General features: G+C 59.6%; 19 protein-coding genes. 7 read left to right on the forward strand and 12 right to left on the reverse strand.

Annotation, left to right across the window (positions count from 1 at the left end):
• Nucleotides 1-18: 18 nt before the first annotated feature.
• The 5 genes from HYPGJ_RS15135 to HYPGJ_RS15155 are packed head-to-tail and all read right to left on the reverse strand — an operon-like array spanning nt 19 to nt 8,043.
• Nucleotides 19-2,592 carry a branched-chain amino acid ABC transporter ATP-binding protein/permease gene (locus HYPGJ_RS15135; RefSeq protein ID WP_046847865.1) on the reverse strand — a complete coding sequence of 858 codons (2,574 nt, stop codon included), beginning with the start codon at nt 2,590-2,592 and terminating at the stop codon, nt 19-21.
• Nucleotides 2,589-3,458: a branched-chain amino acid ABC transporter permease gene (locus tag HYPGJ_RS15140; protein ID WP_046847866.1), complete on the reverse strand. Its 870-nt coding sequence runs from the start codon at nt 3,456-3,458 to the stop codon at nt 2,589-2,591. The genes HYPGJ_RS15135 and HYPGJ_RS15140 overlap by 4 nt, the downstream gene beginning before the upstream one ends.
• A 39-nt stretch (nt 3,459-3,497) precedes the next feature.
• Nucleotides 3,498-4,733 carry an ABC transporter substrate-binding protein gene (locus HYPGJ_RS15145; RefSeq protein ID WP_197433601.1) on the reverse strand — a complete coding sequence of 412 codons (1,236 nt, stop codon included), beginning with the start codon at nt 4,731-4,733 and terminating at the stop codon, nt 3,498-3,500.
• A 34-nt stretch (nt 4,734-4,767) separates the two neighbouring features.
• Nucleotides 4,768-6,558, reverse strand: coding sequence for a thiamine pyrophosphate-binding protein (locus HYPGJ_RS15150; RefSeq protein WP_046847868.1), 1,791 nt, complete (start codon nt 6,556-6,558; stop codon nt 4,768-4,770).
• A gap of 30 nt (nt 6,559-6,588) precedes the next feature.
• On the reverse strand, nt 6,589-8,043 hold the full coding sequence (locus HYPGJ_RS15155) for an aldehyde dehydrogenase family protein (RefSeq protein WP_046847869.1): 1,455 nt from the start codon (nt 8,041-8,043) through the stop codon (nt 6,589-6,591).
• A gap of 131 nt (nt 8,044-8,174) precedes the next feature.
• Here HYPGJ_RS15155 and HYPGJ_RS15160 point away from each other — a divergent pair, with 131 nt between their 5' ends.
• On the forward strand, nt 8,175-9,128 hold the full coding sequence (locus HYPGJ_RS15160; protein WP_046847870.1) for a LysR substrate-binding domain-containing protein: 954 nt from the start codon (nt 8,175-8,177) through the stop codon (nt 9,126-9,128).
• Between the two features lie 426 nt (nt 9,129-9,554).
• On the opposite strand, the gene HYPGJ_RS15165 is transcribed toward HYPGJ_RS15160, so the two are convergent.
• Both HYPGJ_RS15165 and HYPGJ_RS15170 read right to left on the reverse strand, forming a co-directional pair.
• Nucleotides 9,555-9,947: a hypothetical protein gene (locus HYPGJ_RS15165; RefSeq protein ID WP_046848461.1), complete on the reverse strand. Its 393-nt coding sequence runs from the start codon at nt 9,945-9,947 to the stop codon at nt 9,555-9,557.
• A gap of 430 nt (nt 9,948-10,377) precedes the next feature.
• Complete coding sequence (locus tag HYPGJ_RS15170; RefSeq protein ID WP_046847871.1) at nt 10,378-11,787, reverse strand: DUF2130 domain-containing protein; 1,410 nt, start codon at nt 11,785-11,787, stop codon at nt 10,378-10,380.
• Nucleotides 11,788-12,598: 811 nt separating this feature from the next.
• Between HYPGJ_RS15170 and HYPGJ_RS15185 the strand changes: the two genes are divergently transcribed.
• A complete protein-coding gene (locus HYPGJ_RS15185; protein WP_046847874.1) occupies nt 12,599-12,913 on the forward strand; it encodes a hypothetical protein in 315 nt (104 codons plus the stop codon).
• 28 nt (nt 12,914-12,941) lie between these two features.
• Nucleotides 12,942-13,502 carry a hypothetical protein gene (locus HYPGJ_RS15190; protein ID WP_046847875.1) on the forward strand — a complete coding sequence of 187 codons (561 nt, stop codon included), beginning with the start codon at nt 12,942-12,944 and terminating at the stop codon, nt 13,500-13,502.
• Nucleotides 13,503-13,577: 75 nt separating this feature from the next.
• On the opposite strand, the gene HYPGJ_RS15195 is transcribed toward HYPGJ_RS15190, so the two are convergent.
• Genes HYPGJ_RS15195 through HYPGJ_RS15215 form a run of 5 tightly spaced genes read right to left on the reverse strand, consistent with a single transcriptional unit; the run spans nt 13,578 to nt 17,118 of the window.
• Nucleotides 13,578-14,957, reverse strand: a complete 1,380-nt coding sequence (locus HYPGJ_RS15195) for a metallophosphoesterase (RefSeq protein ID WP_046847876.1) — start codon at nt 14,955-14,957, stop codon at nt 13,578-13,580.
• A complete protein-coding gene (locus HYPGJ_RS15200) occupies nt 14,950-15,249 on the reverse strand; it encodes a hypothetical protein (protein ID WP_046847877.1) in 300 nt (99 codons plus the stop codon). Before HYPGJ_RS15200 ends, HYPGJ_RS15195 begins: the two co-directional genes overlap by 8 nt.
• A gap of 15 nt (nt 15,250-15,264) precedes the next feature.
• Complete coding sequence (locus tag HYPGJ_RS15205) at nt 15,265-16,260, reverse strand: caspase family protein (RefSeq protein WP_046847878.1); 996 nt, start codon at nt 16,258-16,260, stop codon at nt 15,265-15,267.
• Between the two features lie 17 nt (nt 16,261-16,277).
• Complete coding sequence (locus HYPGJ_RS15210; protein WP_046847879.1) at nt 16,278-16,604, reverse strand: TIR domain-containing protein; 327 nt, start codon at nt 16,602-16,604, stop codon at nt 16,278-16,280.
• Between the two features lie 31 nt (nt 16,605-16,635).
• Nucleotides 16,636-17,118, reverse strand: a complete 483-nt coding sequence (locus HYPGJ_RS15215; RefSeq protein WP_046848462.1) for a toll/interleukin-1 receptor domain-containing protein — start codon at nt 17,116-17,118, stop codon at nt 16,636-16,638.
• A 219-nt stretch (nt 17,119-17,337) separates the two neighbouring features.
• On the opposite strand from HYPGJ_RS15215, the gene HYPGJ_RS15220 reads away from it, so the two are divergent.
• From HYPGJ_RS15220 to HYPGJ_RS15235, 4 genes are all read left to right on the forward strand, one after another.
• Entirely contained in the window at nt 17,338-18,507 is a 1,170-nt protein-coding gene (locus tag HYPGJ_RS15220; protein ID WP_082528932.1) for a Fic family protein, read from the forward strand.
• Nucleotides 18,508-18,665: 158 nt separating this feature from the next.
• A complete protein-coding gene (locus HYPGJ_RS15225; RefSeq protein WP_046847880.1) occupies nt 18,666-19,052 on the forward strand; it encodes a hypothetical protein in 387 nt (128 codons plus the stop codon).
• Nucleotides 19,049-20,017 carry a caspase family protein gene (locus tag HYPGJ_RS15230; protein ID WP_046847881.1) on the forward strand — a complete coding sequence of 323 codons (969 nt, stop codon included), beginning with the start codon at nt 19,049-19,051 and terminating at the stop codon, nt 20,015-20,017. The genes HYPGJ_RS15225 and HYPGJ_RS15230 overlap by 4 nt, the downstream gene beginning before the upstream one ends.
• A gap of 47 nt (nt 20,018-20,064) precedes the next feature.
• Nucleotides 20,065-21,093, forward strand: coding sequence for a hypothetical protein (locus tag HYPGJ_RS15235; RefSeq protein WP_046847882.1), 1,029 nt, complete (start codon nt 20,065-20,067; stop codon nt 21,091-21,093).
• Nucleotides 21,094-21,190: the final 97 nt, after the last annotated feature.

The following is a 21,190-nucleotide window of genomic DNA, read 5'->3' on the forward strand; positions in this document are numbered from 1 at the left end:
CGTTGATCGGTTCGAATTTCACATTGTCGCAGGGGTGCGCTGCCCCACCTCATCGGCCTGGACAACGCCGAGCAGCCGCTCGCACTGCGCCTTGTCCATCGCCAAGGTGCTTGCGGCACCACCGTAGGCTACACGACCATTCACGAGCACATAGGCACGGTCAGCCATCGCGAGGACGCTCTCCGCATGGTGCTCGACGATGACCATGCTCGCCCTCGTCGACAGTCGTCCAACGGCGTCGCGCACTTCCTGGACCACGGCGGGCGCCAAGCCTTCGAACGGCTCGTCAAGCAGGATGAGCCTGGACGGCACCATCAGGGCGCGCGCAATCGCAACCATCTGCTGCTCACCGCCGGAGAGGGTTTCACCGCGCGAACGGATTCGAGCTCCGACCTTCGGGAACAGGTCGAATATCTCCTCCATCGACGCGCCCCCCGGCCGCGCGGCAAGCCTGAGATTCTCCTGTACTGTCAGGTTCGGAAACAGCCGCCGCCCCTCGGCCACCAGCGAGATGCCGAGTCTGTTGATGTCGCTGGGCCGCAGCTTCGATATATCGCGGCCTTCAAACGACATTTGTCCTTCCGACGGGTGCAGAACACCCGTAACCGCGCGCAGCAGCGTGGTCTTGCCGACGCCGTTACGCCCGAGCAGGGCGACGACCTCGCCCTTGTGAACGGCCAGATCGACGTTCTCGAGCACGGTGCTGCCGCCATAGCCAGCGCTTATTCCCTTGAGCTCGAGGAGCGGGGCCTGGTCGGCCGGCACAGCCGCGCCGCCCTTCCTCGTCGGAAGAACCACAACTTGCCCGCTCTCCTGCACCGGATGGGCATCGCCGAGATAGGCGGCGACCACTTCCGGATGCCGTGCGACCTCCGCCGGCTTGCCGTCGGCAATCAGACGGCCCTGATGCAGAACCGTAATGCGGTCCGACATTGCCAGGACCCGATCAATGTCATGCTCGATCAGAAGGACGGCATGGGATTGCGCCAGACGGCGGATGAGTTCGCCGACGATGCGACGATCGGATTCCGCCAGACCCGCCAAGGGTTCGTCCAGCAGCAGCAGCTTGGCGTCGATCGCGAGCGAGACCGCGATTTCGAGGAGGCGCTTTTCGCCGTGAGACAGCGAGACGCAGAGTTCAGCCGCTCGTTCGGTCAGGCCGACGGCCTCCAGGAGGCCCCAGACCCGCGCATTGACGCTCTCCGAGGCATGTGCGTCGGCCCACAGGCTGAAATAGGTCCTGTTGGAGGCCTGCACCGCGACCCGCACGTTTTCGAAGGCCGTCAGATTGGGAAACACGCTGAGGATCTGGAACGACCGCGCAATCCCCAGCCGCGCCCGCTTGTAGGGCGGCAGGCTGTTGATCGACCCGCCCTCGAACAGGATCTCGCCGGAGTCCGGCTTGTAGCGGCCGGTCAGGAGATTGAAGAAGGTGGTCTTGCCCGCGCCATTCGGTCCGATCAGGGAGTGTAGACCCGTCCGGCTCATCTCCAGCGAGATGTCGTTCTGGGTGACGATGTTGCCGAAGCGCTTGGAAAGGTTTCGGACCTGAAGGATCGGCGCGCCCCCGTCGCCTGACCCTTTCGCGGCGGCCGGCGTATACGGCACGATCTTCGCGGGACGCGGTGAAATGCCGTCGCGCGTCAGCGTCCAGCGGTCGCGCCTGACAAGACGCTGGAAGATGCCTTGCACGCCTTCATGCGACAACAGAGCGAATGCGATGATAATGGGCGCAAAGAACAGCCACCAGTTCTCGGTCAGGGCGCTGAGGCGATCTTCGAGTACAATGAAAATGATCGAACCCCAGAGAGGTCCGAGGAAGTGATGAACTCCGCCCAGAGCCGCCATTAACACCGGATCGCCGGCGTGCTGCCAGCTCAGATTGTTGGCGTAAGCTCCCTGCAGCAATAGCACCATCAGACCGCCGGCGATCCCGATCGCCCCGCCAGCGATGACGAGGGCGACGAGTTTCGTCTGATACGTGTTGTAGCCCAGACTGGCGACACGCTCCTCGTTGTCGCGCAGCGCCTGCATCATCCGGCCAAACGGGCTATGAGCGATCCGCCACAACAGCCACAACATGCCGAGGACGACGACGAGCGCGAACCAGTGAAACTCGAGCGCCGAGGTAAACAGGGGCCGCGCGACATCCTGGATACCGTTCTCTCCACCAGTGACGTCCGTCCACTTGAACGCGATCTCGAAGGCGATCTGTGAGCAGGCGAGCGTGAGCAGTGAAAAGTAGAGGCCTCGCCGGCGGAGGATGACCGCACCGACCGTCAGCGCCAGCAGCATCGAAAAACCGGCTGCGACCAGAACGTCGCCCAGTTCGTTCCCGCCGAGAAGACGCGTTCCGATCAGCGCCACGGCGTAACCTGCAGTCCCGAAGAAGAACGATGCGCCGAACGGGACCAAGCCCAGATACCCGATCAGGAAGTTCACCCCGGCCGCATAAAGAGTGTAGATCGCAATCTGAGTCACTCTTGCAACCGGCATGCCGATGCCAAGCGCAATGGCCGAGGCAACAAGCAATACGGCGGCAATGATCGCAATGGGATGGCGCGACACACGCCCGAGCAACGCCCCTTTCATTCGAAGCGCTCCCAGCGTTCACCGAACAAGCCGCGAGGGCGCAGAAGCATGATCGCGAACATCAGCACGTACATCGAGGCCGTCGACGCCGCCGGCCAGAACTGGATGGTCAGAGCGGTCACGACACCAACGGCGAGCCCCGCCACCACGGCGCCCCGCAACGACCCAAGCCCACCAATTGCAACAATTACAAATGCGGGCATAACTGCATTCGCCGCCATCGACGGAGAGACGGTCCAGAGCGGGGCTGCAAGCAGCCCCGCGATCGCGGCAAGCCCGCAGCCCAGGCCGAATACCGCCGTAAGGACGCGGGGCAGCTTGATGCCGAGCAGCTCAACCATCTCGGGATCGCGACTTCCGGCACGCAGAATCCGCCCATAAGGCGTCCAGGACAGGAAAGCCCAGAGGCCGAGCAATGCCGTCGACGTCGCGGCCAGAACCGCCACCCGGTATTTTGTGATCAGCAATGGTCCCAGCTCGACGATGCCCGCGAGCGGCGGCGGCGGGTTGAATGGTTTGCCGTCCGCGCCCCAGGTTGCGCGAATGAGAGCCTCGATCAACAAGGCCAGTGCGAACGTCACGATGAGGCTCAGAAGAGGCTCGCGCCCGTAAAGCCGACGTATCAGCAGGAACTCCGTCGCCATGCCTATGGCAGCAACGACGATCGGAGCCAGGGCGACAGCTCCCCATCCGAACCAACGAAAGAGTTGCCAGGACACGTAAGCGCCCAGCGCGAAGAAAGCGCCATGCGCGAAATTGATGACGCCAAGAAGCCCGAACGTGATCGACAGGCCGACCGCGATCAGGACGTAGAGAAAGCCCAGGACGAGGCCGTTGGCGACTTGCGAAATGATGATGTCGGTCATGTTTCCAACTCGCCAACGGGTATCAAAACGGGGGCTACTTCAGAGCGCCGGCATGTTGCAGCCGATCTCTTCCTTGGTCCCGAAGGCTTTTTCGGTCTCTTCCGCCGTAGCGGAGGTGTCCTTCAGGACCTCGAAGAAATCCCACTTGTCGGTGATGTTCTTCTTGACCTGCACGATGACGGCAGGCCGGACCATCTGATGGTCCCATTCGCGGAAGTAGTACGGCAGCAATCCTTCCGTGTTTTTCCATTTCTCTAGAGCGACAATGATGTCCTGAGCTTTGGTCGACTTCGCAGCCTCGATCGACTCCAGCAGCGCGCGCATCGCAATCCACCCCGACCAAGTCTTGTCCGACGGCGGCTGGCCGTACTTCTTCTGGAACGCTTCGGTCATCGCCTTCTCGGCTGCCGTGTTCTTGGGATTGTTATAGTACCAGGGCTTGATGTAGATGCCGCTGGAGGCCTGCGGGCCGACGTCCCAGAAATCCGTATCGGTCACCGCTATGGCGCCGTACGGGATTTTCTCCTTCATCCCCATCTCATTCCACTGCTTGAGGAAGGTGGAGAAGTCGCCGCCGACAAGGCCGCCGATGATCGCGTCCGGCTTGGCTTGCCGTATCTTGAGGATGTAGGATGAGTAGTCAGCCGTGTTGATCGGCACCTCGTCGGAGCCCGCTTCGGTCAGCCCGGTCTTGCCCAGCAAGGCTCGCGACGATCGCAGTATGTCCTGACCGAACGCATATGAGGCTGTCAGGAAATAGACTTTCTTCCCGATCGATGCGATGTAGGGCATCAGACCGCTCGTCTGCACCGGGACTGTCGCCTGGGTACGGAAGACGTAGCGGCTGCAGCTCTTGCCCGTGATTTCGCTCGCGGCTGCTCCCGGCAGGATGAGCGGAATCTTCGCGCGATTGGCCACGCTCATCATGGCGAGCGCATTCGAACTGTAGTTGCCGCCCACGACGGCGACGACCTTATTTTCGTCCACGAGCCGCTGCATGTTCTGCTGGGAGCCTTGCGGGTCCGATTCATCGAGCCAGATGACCTCGATCTTGCGGCCGAGCACCTTGCCGCCGGCCTGTTCGACGGCCAATTCGCTGCCGCGCTCCAGGAACTGGCCGATCGACGAGCCGGGTCCCTGCTTCGAATAAATCATGCCGATCCTGATTGGATCATCCGTCTGAGCGCTGGCACCAGTTGCAGCCGCGAGGCTGGCGATTGCTGCAGTCGTCAAACGGGCAAGCAGCTTCCGGCAAGCACTATCCATCCAACCCATAACGTTCTCCTCCCTTGTTGATCGACTTATTGCTTCAGATCAGCCGCTGCGGTTTACCGAAGACCGGCTCCTTGTACGGCACGGGCGGCAATTGCCACGTCCCCGTGGACGGTGGACGCACCTCGGCATCGACATGCAGATCGATGACGCAAGGTCGGCGATTCTTGATCGCCGTTTCCACGACACCGCGCAGATCCTCGCTCCTGGTGACCGTGTAGCCATCGGCGCCGCAGGCACGCGCCCACGCTGCGAAGTCCGGATTGTATCGTTCGCCGCCGGGCCCCTGATTGCCCTTGTAGAAGGCGGTCCCGAGCTCCCTGCCTCCGAACATTCCATATTGAATGTCGCGGATCGCACCCCAGGCGAAGTTGTTCCACACGATCCAGATGCAGGGCAGCGAATACTCGACCGCGGTCGCAACCACATGGGGCGCCATCATGAAGCCGCCATCGCCGACGACCGCAACACAGGTGCGGTCGGGCGCCGCCAGGTGCGCACCGAGAACGCCGCACACGCCGAAGCCCATCGACGAATAGCCCCAGCTATTGAGCATGCTCTGCGCCCGGCGGGGCTTCCAGAACTGCATGAACCAATTGTGATGCACGCCGGAATCTAGCGACAGGATCACATCGTCGGGCAGGATGTCGGTCAGCGCGTCGACCACATATTCCGGCCGGATCGGCGTCGTCACGTCCTTGAAGTGAGGACGGACGAACGCGTCCCATTCGGCCTGCCAACCGGCAACCTCGGCGCGCCACGGCTCGAAGTTCTCCCGCCGAATGTCCTTCCGCTCGGCCATCCCGTCGAGCAGTTGCGCCGCGAAGGTCTTGGCATCGGCGATGACGCCGAGCGTCGGCGGATAGTTGCGCCCGAGCTCCGCGGGATCGATGTCGGCCTGGATAAGCTTGGTCTCCGGGAAATTCCAGGAATAGCCCGGGTGCCATGACGATGACGAGCGGTCGTCGAAGCGCGTTCCGATGCAGATCACGAGATCGGCAAAACGACCGGCCTGATTGGCCGGATAGGCACCGTTGCGCCCGATAAAGCCCAGCGTCAGCGGGTCGCCGGAGGGCACGAGACCCATGCCATTCGGAGACGTGATAACCGGGATGCCGTATTTCTGCTGAAGCGCCGTGATCTCGGGGCTGGCTTCGGACAGCGTCGTCCCTTGCCCGACAAAGAAAACCGGTTTCCTGGAAGCGCTCAGCAGGTCGAGCGCCTTCGCAATATCCGCGGGGCTGGCATTGGGGCGATGCCCGCCGTGCACGTGTGACGGCGCCGGCAGTTCGACGTCATCCTCCTCCTGGAAGACATTGTATGGAATATCCAAGTTCACGGGGCCTGGCCTGCCGGTCACCATCGTGTCGAAGCCCTGGCGCAACGCCAGGGGCAGCATGTCGACGCGCGTGGGCTGGAACGTCCGCTTGACCACCGGCCGCATGACCTGAGCAAAGTCGGCCTGATTGTGCGCGTAGAGCTCCTGGAAGGGTCCACGATTGGCCTGCGACGTCGGCACGTTTGCCGTGATTGCCATGAACGCCGATGAGTCCGACAGGGCTGTGATCAGCGGCATCACGATATTCGCCGAGCCCGGACCTGTTGACGTCAACGTCGCGACCGGACTGTGCTTGACGCGAAAGTAAGCGTCAGCCATATGGCCCGCCGCCTGCTCGTGCCGCGGCGAAATCAGGCTGATCTTGTCCCGCACCTGGTAAAGCGCATCGAGAATGCCTACATTGCCATGGCCGCAGACGCCGAAAATGAACGGCACCTTCTGCTTGACGAGATACTCGGCGATGACCTCGCCACCCTTCATCTTGCTCATTTCTTGTTCTTCTCCGGCTGCGTTTCTCGATCAGGCCAGGATCGTGACCATGCGCTCTTCGCTCATCTCCCGGATCGCATAATACGGGCCTTCCCGGCCAAAACCGCTATCCTTCGAGCCACCATAGGGCATGAGATCGACGCGGGAGCTGGGAGTTTCGTTGATGTGTACGCCTCCGACCTGGAGCTTCCGCGCCGCCTCGAGTGCATTCCCGATATGCTGCGTGAAGATTCCGGTCGCGAGACCGTAAGGGGTCGCGTTGACTCGCTCGATCGCCTCGTCGAACGAGTCGAACGGCGCGACCGTCAGGACAGGTCCGAAAACCTCCTGACAGCCCAGCGGTGTTGCCTTCGAGACGTCGGCCAACAGCGCCGGATGAACAACCGAGCCGCTGCGACCGCCGCCGACCAGAAGGCGCGCGCCGCTCTTCACGGCTTGTACGATCCAGGATTCAACTCGAACCGCAGCCGCTTCGCTGATGACCGGACCCACCACGGTATTTTCGTTCGCCGGGTCGCCGAACGGCAGCGCGGCGACGAGTTCCGCCAGACGGTGCTCGACCTTGTCCACGAGCGATCTGTCGATGAGCAGCACCTGGATCGACGTACAGACTTGACCTGCCTTGCGATAGCTCGCGTTTATGACCTTCGGCAAGGCGACATTCAGATCGGCATCATTGCAAAGAATGCAGTGCGCGATGGAGCCCAGCTCCATCTGGGTTCGGCGCAGACCGACGCGCTGCTGTATCGCGCGACCGACCTGCGTGCTGCCGGTGAACGCGTAGAAATGAATATTCTTTTCGTTGATCAACCATTGCGCGACCTCCGCATCGCCGTGGAGGACAGACAGCAGACCGGGCGGCAGGCCTGCCTCCAGCAGGCACTCCGCCATAATGCAGGATGTCATCGGCGTATGGAGCGACGGTTTCAGAATTACGGCATTGCCGGCCGCGAGCGCCGGGCAGACTTTGTGCGCAACGGTATTCAGGGGTGCATTGAACGGCGTGATCGCGCAAACCACACCAAGAGGCATTCTGAGCGTAAATCCGATCCGACCTACCTGCCCTGCGGCCGACTCCAGCGGAATCATGTCACCCGAGAGGCGTCGCGCCTCCTCAGCGGAGAGCCGGAACGTCGCGGCACATCGCTGCACCTCGCCCAGCGCATCGCGCCGAGGAAATCCCGCCTCCTGACGCAGCACCTCGACGAGCTGGTCTGCACGCGCCTCGAGCCTTGCCGCTGCACGATCAAGAATGGCGCCTCGCTCATAAGGAGAGAGCGCATTGGCCTTGAAAGCCGAAAATGCAGCCTCCACACACACGCCAACCTGTTCGGCACTTGGAAGTTGCGCCACCATCGCAGGACGATTGTGAAACTTGTCAAGGACGTCCACTTCGCTCGCGCCAGACTGCCATTTCCCGGCGATCAGGAGCCTGCAGGCGGGTAATTCCCTGGTCGACAGTCGCTGCGCGCCGATGGTTACCACCCCGTGCTCCTTCCTGTTCGTTCACGGATGCAAGCTAGGGCAGGTTTGACAATCGCAAAAATAGGGTTTTCCATTGATGGCTATAAGCGCGCCGTATAGCCAACTCGCGGCGCCTCGGGGATGAGGCTTCCATGGACCTTCGTCAGCTTCGCTATTTCGCTCAGATCGTTGAAAGTGGAAGTCTCTCCAAAGCATCCCGCTGCCTTTTCGTCGCCCAACCGGCGCTGAGCCAGCAGGTCGCCAAGCTTGAAGACGAAGTCGGGAAACCGCTGCTTCAGCGCTCCTCGCGCGGCGTCGTCCCGACGGAAAACGGGCTGGCCCTCTATCATCATGCCCGCTTCATGCTGCGTCAGATGGACCAGGCGCTGTCGATTGCGAGAAAGGATGTCACAGACCTGCAAGGCATGGTGTCCTTGGGTTTGCCACCGACTACTCAGCGGGCCATCGGACTTTCGCTGATGAAGCGTATCCGGAACAGATATCCCGGCATCCTGCTCAATGTCGTCGAAGGAATGAGCGGTCATGTCGCTCAGATGATCCGCCTTGGGCAACTGGACATCGCTATACTATTTACTAATGACGTCTCGTCCAAGCTGTGCGCCGAGCCCCTGCTGGAGGAAGAGCTCTTCGTGATCTTCCCGGAAAAAAGCGGCTATATCCCCCACAATCGAAAATCGGTCTCGATTTCGGAACTTGCCCAGATTCCCTTGATCCTGCCAACCAGCTCTCACGGCCTTCGCCGACGTGTGGTCGCGGAGTTCGAACAGCGGAACATGAAGCCGAACGTGAGCGTCGAAATCGATTCCCTGACGCTTCTGATGCAATGCGTGAGCGAAGGGATGGGTGCCACGATCAAGCCGATGTCCGCATTGCACGAGGCCGACGAGACGTTGGGCAAGTGGCGCGCCCTTTCCATCAGCGACGCTCCCATCACGCGAACGAACTATCTTTATTCGCTATCGGCAGAACTGATGACAGATGCCGCCCGGGCGGTTCTAGGAGAGACGCGGGAAGTTGCCCGCGAATTGATCGAAGGCCGAAAGTGGAAAGGCGTCCAATTGATCGAGCGACGAGAGGCCGCGTGACGAAGCCGGTTCGAGCAGTAGTAAAGGCGATCCGAAGCGTCGAGGATCATTCCTTCGAGCACGCGTTCGCGCTGTGACATGACCAAGCGCCGCGAGGCGGTCGATCGTTCGTTTGAATCCTGCAGCGCTTCGCTGAATATACCGGGATGAATCAGCGTTTGTTCCAGCAGACAGTTTCGCCAGTCTGGCGCGTTAGGTAAACCAGAATGACGGAGTGAGACGTAAACTGGTGGCGCGATTCAATGGTCTGTTCTTTAGCGACAAGGCCATGACTCTTTTGGATCGGCTTCCTTGGACTCTGTAGGTTATGGAACAACATCATGCTATGAGACGACATATTCATGCCAACTCGATTTCTGCATAACATAGATTATGGAATATATTCCTATCTCCCGAAAGACGAAAACCGCTGGTTAGCTAGGTTTATCACGACGCAATCGCTCGTCTTCGCCGGAGAGCGTCGCGTTGGCGTCGGCTTCGTTTCCGCATGCGTCGAGTTGGAGCTATCGAAGACATCGGTGACAAAGTCGTGGTTGGTGTCGGCTCCTCCGTTGCTTGGACCGGTGCAGGCCGAGCCTCCATGATCTCGAGAACCGCGCGTCCTTTATCAGTGACACGCCAGCCGCCGTTCATCCGCTCGATGAGACCTTGGGAGAAGATATCCAGGTCGGGCACGCGGGCCGCCAATCGTTTCGTACGCTCGCTCCAGTCCCGTCCGCTGGTCGCCAGAATCGCCATATCGCGCTTGAGTTCGGCCATGGCGGCGAACCCGCCTGGATAGCTGACCAGCACCTTGAGAACCGTCACCTGGAAGTTCACTGCCCCACCCGTACCCGGCTCCGCGAACTTACTCCCGCTACATCTTAGGAGAAGTCGATAGCCCTGTCGACCCACGACATTCACCCGCTGGTTTTTGTTGGAAATTCGCAGAGAGATCCGCGTTGGGCATGACAGTAGCTGAAGACTCCGAATTCAAGGTCCGCAAAGTATCCGCTGCACGGCGGCGCAGGCCGCCAGGGGACGCATTGCCGCCCTCACAGAGCTTCTCAAGCCGCCGCTCGTGCAGTTCGTCGCAAAAGTGAAGGACAATGTGATTGCGACCCTGGCAACGGCCGCTGTTGCGGCAATCGTCGCCTATGTTTGGTCATAGTCATATCTTCGGCTAACCGCCGCCCTTCCGGCGTCAGACCGTGAAATCGTGAATTCGATTACACGATTTCGCGCGCACGGACTCACTACTTTAACCGCCTCACTCCGCGGCTTCGGCAGGCGGGCTTTTAAGCTCCGCGAATTTCGCCGCCATCGTCGGATTGCCCCGGGTCAGCTTCTTGATCGTCACGTCCTGTGCCTTGTCATTGGCAAGGCGCAGGTTGCGATCCGCACCGATCAAGGCATCCTTGGTCTTCTGCAGGTGGTCGATCGACTTATCGATCTCGGCGATTGCCGTCTGGAAGTGCCGCGAAGCAAGATCATAGTTCTTTGAGAATGCTGCCTTGAACGTTTCGAGCTGGCTTTCAAACTGGGTGATGTCGACATTCTGCGCTTTCACGAGCGCAAGCTCGGTCTTGTACTTCAGCGAACTGATGGCCGCATTCCTCAGGAGCGTAATCATCGGCAGGAAGAACTGCGGCCGGATGACATACATTTTCGAGTAGCGGTGAAAGACATCGACGATGCCAGCATTGTAGAGCTCGTTGTCCGGTTCAAGCAACGAGACCAGGATGGCATATTCGCAGCCCTTCTCGGTCCGGTCCCGGTCGAGCTCCTTGAGGAAGTCTTCGTTCTTGCCTTTCGTGGCGGTTTTGTCACTCTCGTTCTTCATCTCAAACATGATCGAGATGATCTCTGTGCCGGCATCGTCGGAATCCCGGAAGATGTAATCGCCTTTGCTGCCAGTCCGCGCGTCGTTGTCTTTCTCGAAATACGCCCGCGGAAACGCCATCGAGCGCACCCGGTTGAACTCGGTCTCGCAGTGCTGCTCCAAGGTCTCACCGACCATCTTGGTCGAGAGGCGGGCCTTCATATCCTTGAGACGCTCGATCGCGTCATCGCGATCCTTGATCTGGGTTTCGTACTTGTCCTTGAGCGACTGCTCGGAGAGTTGCTTTTCAAGCTGCACCTGCTTGATGCCGTTCTTCAGCTCATCGCGCTCTTTCTCGATCGCACCGACCGCTTCAGTCACGGCGAGCTTCTTCTCAAGCTCGACGGCCTGAAGCTTGGCCTTCAGCTCCTGGATTTCTTTTTCCTTGGCAGCAGCAATCTTGTGCTGCTCGCTCGCCAGGAGCGCGTCAGCAAGCTCCGAGGCCGCCTTCTTTTCGCGCTCGGACTCGGCCAGCGCGTTCGCGAGCCTGTCCCGCTCCTTTTCGACGGCGCTGAGCGCTTCAGCAACCGCGAGCTTCTGGGCAACGCCACTCCCCTCAAGCTTGGACTTCAAGTCCTGGATTTCAGCGTCTTTAGCAGCCGTTGTCTTCTGCAGATCGCTGCTTACCTGGGCCTTGGCCAATTCAACGGCGCTCTGCTTGTCGCGCTCGGCCAGCTCCAGCCGTTCGTGGAGCTGCTCAGCGAAATCCGCGTCACGGACCTGCTTCAGGATATCCGCGTAACCGGACTCATCGACCTTGAAGGCCTTGTCACAGTGGGGACAGATGATCTCGTGCATGGTTCCTGGCCGGATCGTGGTGGCTGCTGTTGTCATTCAAAATGGGACGGGCCGACAGAATCGGCCGCACGAGAACAGAATTAGGACGAGCGAATTTGGAGGGTCAAGTCAAGCGCTGTGGTTTTGCGCATTTTGCTCGGGCAATCCCCCGCGCGGCGACCAACGAGGGCGCTAGGGATGAGTTGTCTCCCCTCGTCGCTGACGGCATCGAAGCCATGATCGCCTCGATCAGGGAAAGCTCGCCGTGGAAGCCGACCGTGATCCCTGGCGGGAAGCAATGAGGTTACAGATAGCGCTGGTTGGCTGCTGCGCTGTCGTGAGGTATGCTGCTCGCAGCGCTGTTAAGGGCAGCGCAGACCCCGTGCCTGAGCGGGGCCTTTTGTTTGATAAGGACTTCTGGATCGTGGAAGCCCAAAATCGTGTAATCGTGTGCCCGATTACACGGTCGCCGCTTTAACTTCAACGCCATCGTCAATTATCTTGCGCAAGAAACCTAAGAAGAAGCCGGAGATGAGTTAGACGAGATGAAATTCACGATCGGCGATGAGACTGATAAGGCGCTCTTCATCGCCCTGAAGCACGAATTTCTGCGCTGCGATGAGGCCTTCAGACAGTTCGCCTCCGCGGGGGAAGACCTAATCATGCAAGGGCAGGATCGGCGGCGGGCTTACAAGGCGCATGACGCCTACGCGAGATTCGTCCACCACCTTTATGAATTTGCGCTCTGCGCCATTGCACGCGATCGTCACGCCATTAGCACGCTGCAGGCTGTCAATGCTGACAAGTACATTGCCAGCTATTTGCAGAGTCATTGCCGAAGAGACGGGACGCCATCCTGGACGGCACGGCCCCCAGTTGGGAAAATCACATCAGCGCATTTCCCGAGAGCATCCCGCCATCACTGCCCACCGAATTTCGCCGCGCCAGGAACATTGCGCTCGCGCATGCTGGGATCAAGCGACCGAAGCTCAACATGTCGGATTTCTACGATCGGTTCCATAAGTTCCTGCACATCTTTTACAAGGATGCGCAGAGTTGGTGGGGCCGAGAGGCAGACGAATTTCCTGATCTGGAAGAGATCACGACGTTCTCGCTGATGATCTCGCAAAAGCCGCCGACCAGCTAGCGGCGAGCTGCGGCGACGATCGGGGCCGATGGGTCGTCCGACCAGCACGACCGACCAACTCCATCAGCTTGTCGAAGTGCTCCAGCGGTATGTCGGCCATGCTGGGAGCGATCCGGCGCCCCAAACTCTGGGTCGAAGCGCTGCGATCAATGCAGAGATGCAAGATGACATGGTGGTTCGGGCAAAGCCACTCGTACTCGTGATCGGGTTTATCGAAGCCATGTTCGAACTGCTCGTTCAGGGGCACGACATGGTGCGCCTGCGCGATTGGTTCGAATCCCCCGCAAACAAAGCAGGCTTGTCGGCGTCCTGGTTGAAATTCCAAACGGGCAGCAGCGATCCAAGCACGCTTTTGCGCAGAGCGCTCGGCGACCAACTTGCGCTGCACCGTGCCAATACTAGCCGCAAGCATGGCGCGCTGAGATGGATTCAGGAGCTGGTTCGCCCGCGATATCCACTCCTCAAATGTTTCGCCCTCAAGGAAGGGAAAGTTGGACGAAACTTCGAGCTTAAGTCCCTCGACAAGGGCCGCCGTGTTGACCCGCTGCATATCGGTTCTCCCGGGCCGATGATACAGAGCCGCCGCTGATTCGAGGACAGTGATTAGTGCAGACGATCGGGCAACAGCAGCGCCATCCGTGAAGGCTTCGCTGCCAGCCTGGGGCTAACGAAATGATTCGCTGTACATCAGTTCGCGGCCTTTAGCCGTCGATTGATAATACTCGGCTCTGCATAGATCGGCTTCGAGGCTTAGAAGCGCGTAGCCGTGATTGTAAACGCCTCCTCGCGTCGCGAGCCGCGACTGATCAATCAAAGCTGGTGTCTCTGTAAGACCGGAGACCGGTTTGTAGATCTCGTCAATGACGGAGACAGGGACAGCGCCGTGGCCCACGCAACGGCCTCGCTCCAGCCCGGCAAATGGCTGGTAGATGCTGAGAGTGTGCTCATGCCCCCAGAACCAGGCGGCAATCGCCTTTGTTGCTGTCATCTGCTGAAAAGCTTTGAGCAGCAAGGGATTGACTGCAGACCGCTTACCCTGCGGATCGGCGGCCCCAATGGGAGAGAAAGCAGAGAACAACTGGTGATGAGACAGCAGGATGGTCCGGCCGGAGAATTCCCTGATGCGGTCGCAGTGCCAGTCCAGCTCATCTTCTTCAAGGTAAGTGAGTGCGCCAGCGACAGCGGCCGGATTGTCATCGTGCAAACCGGTATCCATGGCGAGCAATTGCCATTTCTCGTCCGCTGATCGCAGACAGAAGAAACTGGCTGGCTGCGTGAAGGGCGCAGGGTTCAGCTTCGTTATGAGGTCGTAGAAACCCACGCCTCCACAGTACATATCGTGGTTGCCTGACAGCGAAAACACCGGCAACGCCTTGTCCTTGCGGAGAATGGAGTCGATCGGATCGATGAAGTTCGATTGACATTCCGCGGCTGTGCCCGAGTAGTAGATGTCGCCGAGATGCAAGAGTATATCGGGATGCTCATCGGCGATGCGCTGCAAGACCTCGATGGCAGGTATGGCTCCCGTGCCCCAGTCTCCCATCAACGCGATACGTGAGTTGGCCTTGATCTCGATCGTCTTCGGACCGACAGCGGGCGCCGGGACGTAAGGAATGGGCTTACGCTTGCCGTTCTCGAAAAAGCGCCTGTATTCCACCAGGGTGCTGAACCATGCGGGATCGCAAGTCCCGGCGGTGAACTCGTTCTCGAGTTGCTGGATGGCGTTGGCATCGGAGGCCGCCAGCGCTTTCATGTAGCGCCACCCCCATTCGGCACAGACCTCAGCAATGCCGGACTTCGACAGTTCTCGTGCAGAGGGCCCTGCTGGGGAAGCAGGCGCCACACCTCCCGTCGCGCGACTATATTCCCGCTCGGCGATGTCCGCCGCGATACCGGGGAGAGTGCTGACCATGGATCGCTGCAGCCCGGCACGGCTCCGGGGAGCCGCGGCCGCTCCCTTGTCGATTTTCTTGGCAATTTCAGTGACGGCCGATTGATACAGGGAAAGGAGCGGGTCACGGAAGCACTTGAATGATTCAGGCATTACCTTCGTTTTCTCCGCGAACGCGCTGCAGCCAACGCTTCAGGATCGGCAGATATTTCTGCACCTGCTCGCGGTCGCTGTCCTTTTCTTCGTTTGTGAGCTCTTCGTACGGGGTGTTGATCAGGCGTTCCCACCGAGCAACAAGCTCTGCCGGCAAGACCACTGAACCGTCGGGGCGGCGCTCGCCTTTTTCATGAACATAGCGCTGCCAGTGCGCCCAACGCCGATGCTCAAGCGCGGCAAGCTCTTCGATCAACGAGGCGAAGGATACAGTAAATTGCTTGTCGGACATCCCGCCTCCCCGGTCTCAGATGAGCTTGTCTGCTACCAATCGACGATAATGCTCGCCCAGAACTGTCAGCTCGCACGACTTGCTCTCCATCGCTGCATGCCACATGTGGGGCGCATCGACGGGCCGAACCAGATTCACTCTGACATAGTTCTGGAGCACCTTGAAGATGGCATTCCTTATCGGGTCGGGCGGCGGGATCGCTGGATCGTCGCGCTTTTCCTGTGATCTTTCCGGCTCATAGGACGGATCAAGCTGGAACTTGAATCCCGGTTGCGGGAAGTGGATGGCGAGCTGCAGAAGCTCTTCGAGAGCAATCGGCGGTGTGGCCTTGCGCAACGACACAAACGACCGGACGTTGGTCTTGAAGACGGGACGCTGACCACCCCATGGTCCCAGCGATTGGTCGATATGGGCGTATACGCTGCCGGGCGTGACATCGCCAACCAGATTGGCCGCCGCCCCGTTCAATGCATCGACAAGCAGGTTGGTGAACACGCCCGGCGCCCCGTTCCCGCCCTCGTATGAGTATTGGTTCTCGGTCGACGCGGTCAGAAGCGTCATGCCCTCGCCGATCTCCGCGAGACCGCCTTTGCCGGCCTGGTTGCCCGCGATTCCGCCATGGCAGCTATCCAGGATGATGATCTTGTTCGCCGCTTTCGATGCCTTCGCGAACGTCATCACATCACTGAGCGCCAGTCCGTCATCGCCGTCCCGGCAATCGCTTGCACAAAGGTAGCCGCCGGTCGTGTCGACGTACCCATGGCCGGCGAAATACAGGAGAGCGATCTCGGAAGGGTCTGCGAACAGTGCCTCGATGGCGTCTCGCAGCGCCCGCCGGGTGATCAGGTTGTGAGCGCCGGTGGCGGTCAGCACCTTCGGTGTCGTGAAATTCGTTGTTCCGTCAGCATTTCGGGCCAGAACGCCGGCTACCGCATCTGCATCACTCACACATCCGCTGAGCGGGGTGAGGTCGTGATAGTAATCGACGCCAACGATAAGAGCCTTGCGCATGTCCGGCTTACAGGGAGTCAGGTCGACACGCCCTGAATCTCCGTGCGGTCATCGCTGTAGGCCCAGATTCCACGAATCTTCTTGCCCTCTTCCTTCGCGCAGGCGATTTCCCACTTCTGCCCGGTCGAGGAGGTCGAGTTCTTGCTGACGAGGACGATGACGCCATCGGATCGGCGAATGCGCGTCCGCACCTTGTCTTTCCAGCCGCTGTCGTACGTCTCCTTCACCGACATATCGATGAACTCGTACGGAGCGCGCGGATGAAGAGACTGCCCCTTCAGCAAATCGCGTTGCTTCACGTCCTCGATTGCAAAGGCAACAAAAACAACTTTCGTGGCAGCCATGCTGTCTTCTCCTGATACCAAGGTTTGTTGCTCAAGGCTGCCCGAGAGAAGCCTTCAATGACGTATGAAACGATCGGAAGCCTTGCGCGCGGGCCGTCAATCGATCGCCCTTTTGGACGCGATTTTCGACCAGCAGTTCTGCGCGTTTTGATTCTCGGACATAGGCGTCAAGGTCCGCCCTTGTGCGGAGGTAAGGCCATTTCTGCAGAAATTCCGGCACCGTGGCGTTGCCGGAAACGAACGAGGCCAGAAATCGCTCTTTCTCGGTCGCGACCCCGATTTCCCACGGCACCCACCAGGAGGCTTGGGTTTGCGCACTGATGACCGCCAGCAACTGGGTGCACTTTTCCATTTGGGCCCGGATGTAGTCAGCGAGATCCGGCCCACTCTTTCCCAGTTGCGCGTCGATGACGTCCAGGTAGACGAAGAGGCCATTGGCGGTAAGATGTGCCGCAATGGCGCCAGCTTGCTCCGTGTCCTCTTTTTTGTGTGAAATAAAGACCTTAATCGGCATCATTTCCCTCCTGCCCGCGGGAACATTTATAGAACAAGGGCCGAGGGTGCAACCCTTGCTGCGCAGGAGGGGAACTTTTCCACAGAGGTAGTGGAGCAGGCAGCGGGTTACGAGGATTTTTGCCCGCCAAAGCGGCAATAAAACCGGCAAATCATGCTGTCTTAACTTATCTTAGTGCCTCTGTTTGCTTTACTATTTGGCGGCAAAGAAAGCGGCAAAATGAACGTATCAGCGATGGAACCCCTCCTGCCCGACGACCGGCAGGAACTCGAAGACCTGGCCACTGACCTGGTTGCCAAGGCCAGCACCCTGGCCGGCCGCCTTCATCCCGTCATGCGGGGTTCCGTCGGCGACCTGGTGCGTTCGATGAACTGCTATTACTCGAACCTCATCGAGGGCCACAACACCTTGCCTATCGACATCGACCGCGCCCTTCACGACGACTTCGCCAGGGACCCGGAGCGCCGCAACCTGCAATTGGAGGCGCGCGCCCACATCGAGGTGCAGCGGATGATCGATCGCGGTGAAGCCCCCTCGCCCGTGCTATCCGTCGACTTCATCGTCTGGACGCACAAAAACTTCTGCGAACGCTTGCCCGAGGAGCTGCTCGTCGCCGAACACCCCACCACTAAAGCGAAGATCAAGATGGTCCCGGGCGAGCTGCGGAAGGACCACGTCAAAGTAGGCGCGCACATCCCGCCCCCTCCCGCAGACCTCCCCGCGTTCTTGGCGCGGTTTGCCGAAGGCTATTCCTCAAAGCATCTTTCGCGGCTGCGCAAGATCATCGGCGTTGCCGCTTCCCACCATCGGTTGGCCTGGATACACCCGTTTCTTGACGGTAACGGCCGAGTGACGCGCCTGTTCTCGCATGCGCTCTTGCGCGAGCTGGATGTCGGTTCTGAGCTGTGGGCCGTTTCGCGCGGGCTGGCGCGACTCGTCGCCGATTACAAGGCCAACCTACAGGCGGCTGACGAACCGCGACGCGGCGATCTCGATGGGCGCGGCAATCTCACGATGGCCGGGCTCATTGATTTCTGCAAATTCTTCCTGACGACCTGCGTCGATCAGGTTGACTTCATGGCCGGGCTTCTGGAGCCAGAAGAACTGCTCAGGCGTATGGAGATTTGGACAGAAGAGGAAACCCGCGCAAAACGGCTGCCAAAGGGCTCCTGGCCTTTACTGCGTGAAGCCGTCATGGCTGGTGAGTACGCGCGAGGCCACGCGCCGGCACTCACGGGCTATGAAGAGCGACAGGCTCGGACCGTCCTCAATGCACTTATTGAAAAGGGCTACCTGGTCTCGCCGACCACGCGCTCACCTGTGAAGCTCGGGTTTCCGACAGCCCTCGTCGATCGATGGTTTCCAAGACTGTATCAACCTGCCGTCTAAAGCCGGGCAGATGAGCCATAATTCGTCGCGAGATACCTCCGGCTTGGGCGTTCCGCCGGCCCACCCTCGACTGTCGCCAGTATCCCACAAGGATTTCCCTTTGCAATTTGACGTAACTCCCGGCTTTCTCCACAATCGCGGCGAGAAGGAAGAATCATATGGCAACAAAGAACAGAATTTTCATCGCTTTCGCCGTCGAGGACAAATGGGCCCGGGACTACCTGGTAGGCCAAGCCAAGAACGAGAAGAGCCCATTCGAATTCGTCGACATGTCAGTGAAAGAGCCCTGGGACGAACAATGGAAAACAAAGTGCCGGTCGCGCATCAAGGGCTGCGACGGCACGATTGCGTTGGTTAGCAAGAACACCAAGAACGCGGCCGGCCAGCTCTGGGAGATCAAGACGTCGAAAGAAGAAAAAGTTGCCGTTCGCGGCATCTACACAACGTCAGATGAGCGCCCGACCTCCCTCCCCGCCGAGCTTTCCGGCGTGTCGGTTGTTGGGTGGTCCTGGGCCAACATCAAAGCCTTTCTCGACAAACTGTGAGCAAGCGCGCCTTACTCGTCGGCATCAACGAGTACGACAACGTCACGCCGCTTGGTGCCTGCGTTGCGGACGTGCAGGCTATGGACGAGCTCATCAGCTTTCATGCAGATCAGTCGAGGAACTTCGACACCCGTCTGCTGACGAGCCCGGGCAAACAGCGCGTAACTCGGGCGACGTTGAGGACGGCATGGGACGATCTCTTTGCCGGGTTCAACGGTGATGTCCTGTTCTATTTCTCCGGCCACGGCGCGACCACGTCGACGGGCGCTTACCTAGTCACCCAGGAGGGTAGCGAGGGCGATCCCGGTCTGGCCATGGATGACCTGGTCAATCTCGCCAACAAATCCAAGGCGAGTACTGTTCTTCTCATCATCGACTGCTGCTTCAGCGGTTCGACCGGCAATATCAATCCCTTTCAGAACGGCGGGATGGAAAAGGTCCTGCTGCGAGAGGGCGTAACGGTTCTTGCGGCGTCCCGGTCCGACGAACCTTCTATGGAGGTCAACGGTCACGGCGTTTTCACGAACCTCGTGTTGGGCGCGTTGCGTGGCGGTGCTGCGGACGTCCGCGGCCGGGTTTCCGCGGCCTCGATCTATGCCTACGCTGAGGCCGCGCTGGGAGCTTGGGATCAGCGTCCGCTGTACAAGTCTCACGCGGCGCATCTTGAGCCCGTGCGGCTTTGCGAACCTAAGGTCGACCATCGGACGCTGCGCGAGCTGGCGAGGTATTTTTCAGGGCCGGAGCACGAGTATCAACTCGATCCGACCTTCGAAGAGACCAACGTCGGGGCGGCAAAGCCCGAGAACGTCGCCATCTTCAAGAAGCTGAAGCAGTATCAGATCGCGGGCTTGGTCCGGCCGAAAGTCGGAACGGATCTGTATTGGAGTGCTGAGCGGTCGGGCTTTGTGCTTCTCACCGACCTCGGAAAGTTCTACCTGCAGCTTGTTCAGCGGGGTCGACTGTAGGCCCCCTGCTCTACGAGCATGAGCGCCAATAACGGGAGTGCGTTGACATGGCCGGCTTCGAGGACACTCGGCTTTTTCCGTACTACCTCAACAGCCGGCGCCTTGGCTTGCTCGCTGACGTCAATTTCGCAGTCGAAGCGCAAAACCCCCTCGTCGAAAATTCGGGCGAACGGGTACTGGCAATGAGAGACGTTACCGCCACGGCTCAAGAGCTGCTGCGACACGGTAGGTTTCCAAATCTCACCGAAGTTGTTGCCATGAAGGACGTCGAAGGCAAACGCGTCCTGGGTTTCGTGTGGGGCGTATTTTCGTTTTCCGGCGCAGCCGAGGCAAGCAGGCGGGCGCAAAAAGGAAAGCTGCCCAAGAACGCGACCCTAAGAGGAAACATACCTCTGGCGACAACCGAATACGAAATGTTTGGCGAAATGAGCAACGAGCATTTCTTCTCGGACACCTCGGTCGGGGTATTGAAGGGCAAGAAGCGCATGCTTGTTGCCGGCCACTTCGAATTCAATGGTCAAAAGGCCGAAGTCTTTCCTTACATCATCGGCGAAGAGATTGAAGGCGCTGTCCTTCCCATGCCCATCGCCACATCGATCCGCATCTATCCGCAGCAAATTGACCAATTCTCACGAGTTGAGCAGAGGCCGCAGCCAACAGCCGCTGACCTCAGAGCAATCGAGAGCATGCCCGAAGCAGCGGTCAAACAGGCCTTCGCCGACATCATTGGGGAGCCTTACGTGTCGAAGGATTGGGGTGGCGAGAAATCCGACCTGCAGACCGCGCGCTTGACGATCGACGACAAGCCGACGTCGGCAGCCTTTATCTTTAAAGGACCGTCCGTACCTGGCCCACTCCATCCCGGCAACATGGGCAAACGCGGCGATCAGCTCATCCGTGCGTTCGAAGAGCCGGTCGATCTAATCGTGGTGCAGCACTGCAACAAAATTGAGAACACAGTGGTTCGAGTCACGGAGAGCCTTGCTTACGATCCGCGCCGGCCACGACGGTACTGCATCATCGACGGTGCCGAGACAGCGCAAATTTTGTCTGCCTACGGCAAGCTGAACGGATAAAGCGAAAGGTAGCCTTACGATGGTCCCAGACCGTGTCGGAGCCAGCCTTTGGAAATCGCTTCCCGGCGTGTCATTGGAGATGAAGCCGAACATCGCA

It is taken from the genome of Hyphomicrobium sp. GJ21 (assembly GCF_001006785.1).
Taxonomy (GTDB): domain Bacteria; phylum Pseudomonadota; class Alphaproteobacteria; order Rhizobiales; family Hyphomicrobiaceae; genus Hyphomicrobium_B.